A 4,806-nucleotide genomic window follows, 5' to 3' on the forward strand; every position below is an offset into this window, starting at 1 on the left:
GAACAAGCCCAGAGCGACGCCGAGAGTTGCGGGCTCCAGCATCACGTCGGCACTCAAGCCGGCGAACGATACGCCGGCGTTCGCAAAGCCGAACACCGGCACGATCAGGAAGGCCACCCAGGGGCTCAACCCATGCTCCAGTCGATGCAGGGGCGAGGTCATGTCGTCGGGCGCGGCTTTCGACCGGCGAAGGGGAATGGTCAGCGCCAGCGCCACGCCCGCGACGGTCGCGTGTACGCCCGACAGCAGGACCAGCCACCAAAGGGCGGCGCCGAGCACCAGGTAAGGCGCCAGGCGGGTGATCCTCAGGCGATTGAGGCCGACCAGCAGGAGCGTGGCGACGCCCGCCCCGCCGAGGGCGGGAACGTTGAGTTCCGCGGTGTAGAAGACGGCGATCACCAGCACCGCCACGAGGTCGTCGACGATGGCCAAGGTGGCGAGGAAGACCTTCAGACTGGTCGGGACGCGCGGGCCGAGGAGGGACAGAACGCCCAGCGCGAAGGCGATATCCGTGGCCGTCGGAATGGCCCATCCGCGGAGGGTATCGGGATGTTCCCAGTTGATGGCGGCGTAGATCAGGCTGGGGACGACCACGCCGCCGGCCGCCGCGATCCCGGGCAGCGCGCGGTTCGCCCAGGTGGAGAGCTGCCCGTCGAGGAACTCTCGCTTTATCTCCAGCCCGACGAACAGGAAGAACAGGGCCATCAGCCCGTCGTTGATCCAGTGCAGCACATCGAGCCCCCCGAGAGGAGCGTGGAGCAGGCGGAAGTAGCTTTCGGACAGGGGCGAGTTGGCGACGAAGAGAGCCAGGGCCGCCGCGGCCATGAGCAGGACGCCGCCTGCGGCTTCGCTCTCGAGCAGTTCGCGGAGGACGGAAGGGCGACGAGCGGTGCGGCGCATGGCGCGGGTCTCCGCGCTGGCGGCCCGACCAACGCCAACCTGACCGGCCGACGCGACCGAGCACCCGGACCGCCTATCGCACCTTCGAGCCCCATGGATCAACCCGGCAAACAGGCGCCCCCCGGCGGAAGCGGGCCGTCTGAATATCGCCTTTGGGACGGCGGACGTTGGCGCGGACGCCCGCGCCCGCCCGTCTCAACCGCGCCCTGCCGGCCGGCCCCCTTGTAGACCATCCGGTCTAATGGCCTCGGCGCCGCCGCTCACCTAGCCTCCGAAGCGGGGTCGGACGCGAACGTCCGAGGGCGCTGGAGCCAATCCATGCATCGAAGAGCCGGCCCCGCGCCGGTCTCGGAACCGCGCGATCCGCGGGCGTCGATCGACGCCTGAAGGTCGACCGACACCTCCAGCGCACAGCTGGACACCTCAGCCAACACAGTCATCGGGGTATGGAGTTCATGAAGACGCATATTATCGCCGCCGCGCTCGTCTGCGCGATGGCCTCGTCCGCCGCGACCGCGCAGACCATGGCCGTCGGCGTCAATGTGGGCACGCCGGGCGTCGGCCTGCAGGCCTCGGCCAAGGTCAGCGACCTCATCGTGGTTCGCGGCGCCGTCGACGGCGTCAGCATCAGCCACGACGAGGACTATTCCGACATCAACTACGACGGGAAGGCCAAGCTGCTGACCGGCGGCCTGTTCGCCGACCTGCATCCGGGCGGCGGCGCCTTCTTCGTCTCGGGCGGCGCCTATGTGGGCAAGCGCAAGATCAACCTGCGCGCCCAGCCCACGGCGGCGGTCGATATCGGCGGACAGACCTTCACGCCGGCCCAGGTCGGACGGATCGACGGCGAGGCCAAGCTCTCGAACTTCCAGCCCTTCGTGGGCCTGGGCTTCGACAACACCTTCGTGGGCGAGCGCGGATGGGGCTTCCGCGCCCTGGCCGGCGTGTCGTTCAGCAAGCGTCCCGACGTGGACCTCGCGGCCTCGGGCGGCACGCTGTCCAACGACGCCAACTTCCAGGCCCGGCTGCGGGCCGAGGAGGCCGAGGCGCGCGATGACGCCAAGGACTTCAAGTACTTCCCCGTCGTGCAGGTGGGTCTGACCCGCCGCTTCTGACCGCCTCAACCCTGAGCGCCGCCGGCTCGAGGACGCTCGGCGGCGCGTACGGAGGATCTCATGGCTACCTTGACCGCCGGCGCCGCCGGCATCGACTTCGACGACCTGGTCGTCAGCGACCTGCTGCTGGGCGACGTGACCGTCGCCACCGCCACCCAGTTCACCCTGCGCGACGGCCCCTGGCTGGAGGAATTCGGCGGCCAGTTCACCTACGCGAACGACGCCATCACGGGGGGAACGCTCACCAGCTGGAAGGAGAGCCTCTCTGGCCAGACGGTGTTCGAGGTGAAGGGCTTCTCCCTGCCCGTCACCCAGTTCGTCACCTGGGCCACCACCAACAACAACGAGGCCGCCAAGTCCGCGATCCTGGCCGGCGGCGACAGCATCGTGGGCTCCGGGGCCAACGACCGGATGCGCGGCTACGCCGGCAACGACACCATCGAGGGCGGGGGCGGCCAGGACTATCTGCGGGGCGACGAAGGCGCCGATTCCCTCTCTGGCGGGGCGGCGTTCGACGACCTCAACGGCAACATGGGCGCCGACACGGCGGCGGGCGGTCTGGGCGACGACTGGGTCGTCGGCGGCAAGGACAACGACCTGCTGTTCGGCGACGACGGCGACGACATCGTCTACGGCAATCTGGGCGCGGACACCTGCAACGGCGGGGCCGGCGCCGATCTCGTCCGCGGCGGCCAGGAGAACGACAGCCTGAGCGGCGGCGCCGGAAACGACTGGCTGTCGGGCGATCGCGGCGACGACACGATCTCGGGCGGCGCCGGCGCCGACATCTTCAACACGTTCGGCGACGCGGGTGTCGACCGCGTGCTGGACTTCAACCACGCCGAGGGCGACCGGGTGAAGATCGAGCCCGGATCCACCTACGCCACGGCGCAGGTCGGGGCCGACGTGGTCATCACCCTCAGCGGCGGCGCGCAGATGACGCTGGTGGGCGTGCAGCTCAGCAGCCTCGGCAGCGACTGGATCTTCACCGGCTGAGGTGGAGAGCGCCCCTCGGCCGAGGATACGATCCACAGGCCGGGGGGCGTGACCTTCGATCAGGTCGCTCGCACCCGATGCCGATGCGGGCGGTCGACCTGTGTGGGCGAGTCTCCGTCGGCAAGTGTGTTCCTGGGCTCCGACCTTGACGGCCCGTTTCGAATGTTCTATCTTTGTTCTCATGTCGCCCGAGGCCGCTCGAACCGCGCGTGAGCTCCAGATGCTGGAGGGGATGGTCGATTGCGCGCACGTTCTGGCGATGGCGTTCGGCGCGGCGGCGAAGGACGAGGCCGATACGGGGCGCAGCCTCGAACGGTTCGACGCCTTCCAGAAGTGCTTCCTTTCGGTCCGGATGGGCATCCGGCTGTGCATGACCCTGCGCGCCGGTAAGGCGACGGCGGGAGTGGCCTCTCTCTTGGGCCGCCCAGCGGAGGCCGAGCGCGCCGAGGCCCTCGACCGCGAACGGCCGGAGCATGAGGCGCCCGAGCGTGGCGACCCGCCGGAGCGGGAGCGGGACCGCGACTACGAGCCCGTCAGCCTGCCGAGGTTCCTCGCGACCCTGGGCGTCGTCGCCCGGGACGCCGCCCGGTTCGACGACGGTCTTCCCGCCGACGCGAAACAGGCGCTGCCGGTGCTGCGGAATCTCCTGGCGGAGGCGCAGCGGGATCCGTTTGGCGCGGAAGCGCCCCCCACGCAGACGCCAATGCCGGTCGCCGGCGTCGCCGTCCTCACCCGCTCTGCGCGGGGCGGGACCCGCGACAGGCTGCTGGGTTCGGCCGCGGCGTCGTCGCCGAGGCTTGGCCCCCACGGCCGTCGTCCCTGGTCGGGCTTCGGCTGACGGCGCGAAGCGCCCCTCCGAATGACCACGCACCGCACGAACGGACGGAGTCCCGCTCCGACCGCCCGCGCGCCCGTTCGCGTGCCTACGCCGTCAGGCCTTGATCGCCGCTTTCACCGCCTCGGGCCGGATCGGCAGGTCGCGGACCCGCGCGCCGACCGCGCGAAAGATCGCATTGCCGATCGCCGGACCCACCACCGTCGTCGCCGGTTCGCCCAGGCCCACCGGCGCCTCGCCGCTCGCGACGAACTCCACCTCCACGTCGGGCACGTCGCCCATCCGCAGCGGGGTATAGGTGTCGAGGTTGGTGTCCTTCGCCTCGCCGTTTTCGAACGCCGAACCCTCGAACAGCGCCAGGCTCATGCCCCACAGGGCGGCGCCCTCCATTTGAGCCAGGGCGCCGTCGGGGTGGACGATGATCCCGGCGTCGGCGACCAGGGTCAGCTTCTCGACCTTCACGGCGCCGCTCGACGGATCGACTGCGACCCGGGCCGCGCAGGCCACCCAGGTGGGCATGTCCCGCTCCTGGCCGAACGAGGTGGCGAGGCCCAGGCCGGTGTTCTTCGGCAGCGGCTTGCCCCAGCCCGCCTTCTCCGCCGCCCGCTTCAGCACCGCCGCCTGGCGCTTCGCCCCGCCGATGGCGTTGGGCGCCGAGCCGGCGTTGCGGCCCGTGGCGTCCAGCATCCGCAGGCGGAAGGCCAGCGGATCGACGCCGGCGGCCAGCGCCGCCTCGTCCAGGAAGCTCTCCAGCGCCCAGTTGGTCCAGCCCGGTCCCACCGAGCGCAGCCAGCCCGGGCGGAAGGCGCGGTTGGCCAGGTCGTTCTCGATCGCCCGCACCCGCTGGGCGCCGACGTTGTACCAGTGGTCGGCGCCGGCGATCGCGAAGGGGTCGTAGGGCTGGCCGTTCTTGCCCTTGGGCATGAAGAACGGGGCCATGGCCTTGGTCGGCCAGCCGGC

At 70.7% G+C, this 4,806-nt stretch carries 5 protein-coding genes; 3 read left to right on the plus strand and 2 right to left on the minus strand.

Annotation, left to right across the window (positions count from 1 at the left end; translation table 11 throughout):
- A partial coding sequence (gene nhaA, locus Q0L11_RS21040; protein ID WP_296599868.1) for a Na+/H+ antiporter NhaA occupies positions 1–900 on the minus strand: 900 nt, incomplete at its 3' end.
- A 455-nt stretch (positions 901–1,355) separates the two neighbouring features.
- On the opposite strand from nhaA, the gene Q0L11_RS21045 reads away from it, so the two are divergent.
- From Q0L11_RS21045 to Q0L11_RS21055, 3 genes are all read left to right on the plus strand, one after another.
- Positions 1,356–2,015, plus strand: a complete 660-nt coding sequence (locus Q0L11_RS21045; protein ID WP_296599871.1) for a hypothetical protein — start codon at positions 1,356–1,358, stop codon at positions 2,013–2,015.
- Between the two features lie 60 nt (positions 2,016–2,075).
- On the plus strand, positions 2,076–3,011 hold the full coding sequence (locus Q0L11_RS21050; RefSeq protein WP_296599873.1) for a calcium-binding protein: 936 nt from the start codon (positions 2,076–2,078) through the stop codon (positions 3,009–3,011).
- Positions 3,012–3,231: 220 nt separating this feature from the next.
- A complete protein-coding gene (locus Q0L11_RS21055) occupies positions 3,232–3,849 on the plus strand; it encodes a hypothetical protein (RefSeq protein ID WP_296599875.1) in 618 nt (205 codons plus the stop codon).
- 93 nt (positions 3,850–3,942) lie between these two features.
- Here Q0L11_RS21055 and Q0L11_RS21060 read toward each other — a convergent pair.
- On the minus strand, positions 3,943–4,806 hold an 864-nt coding region (locus tag Q0L11_RS21060), incomplete at its 5' end, for a molybdopterin cofactor-binding domain-containing protein (protein ID WP_296599876.1).

It is taken from the genome of Phenylobacterium sp. (assembly GCF_024508875.1).
Lineage (GTDB): Bacteria > Pseudomonadota > Alphaproteobacteria > Caulobacterales > Caulobacteraceae > Phenylobacterium.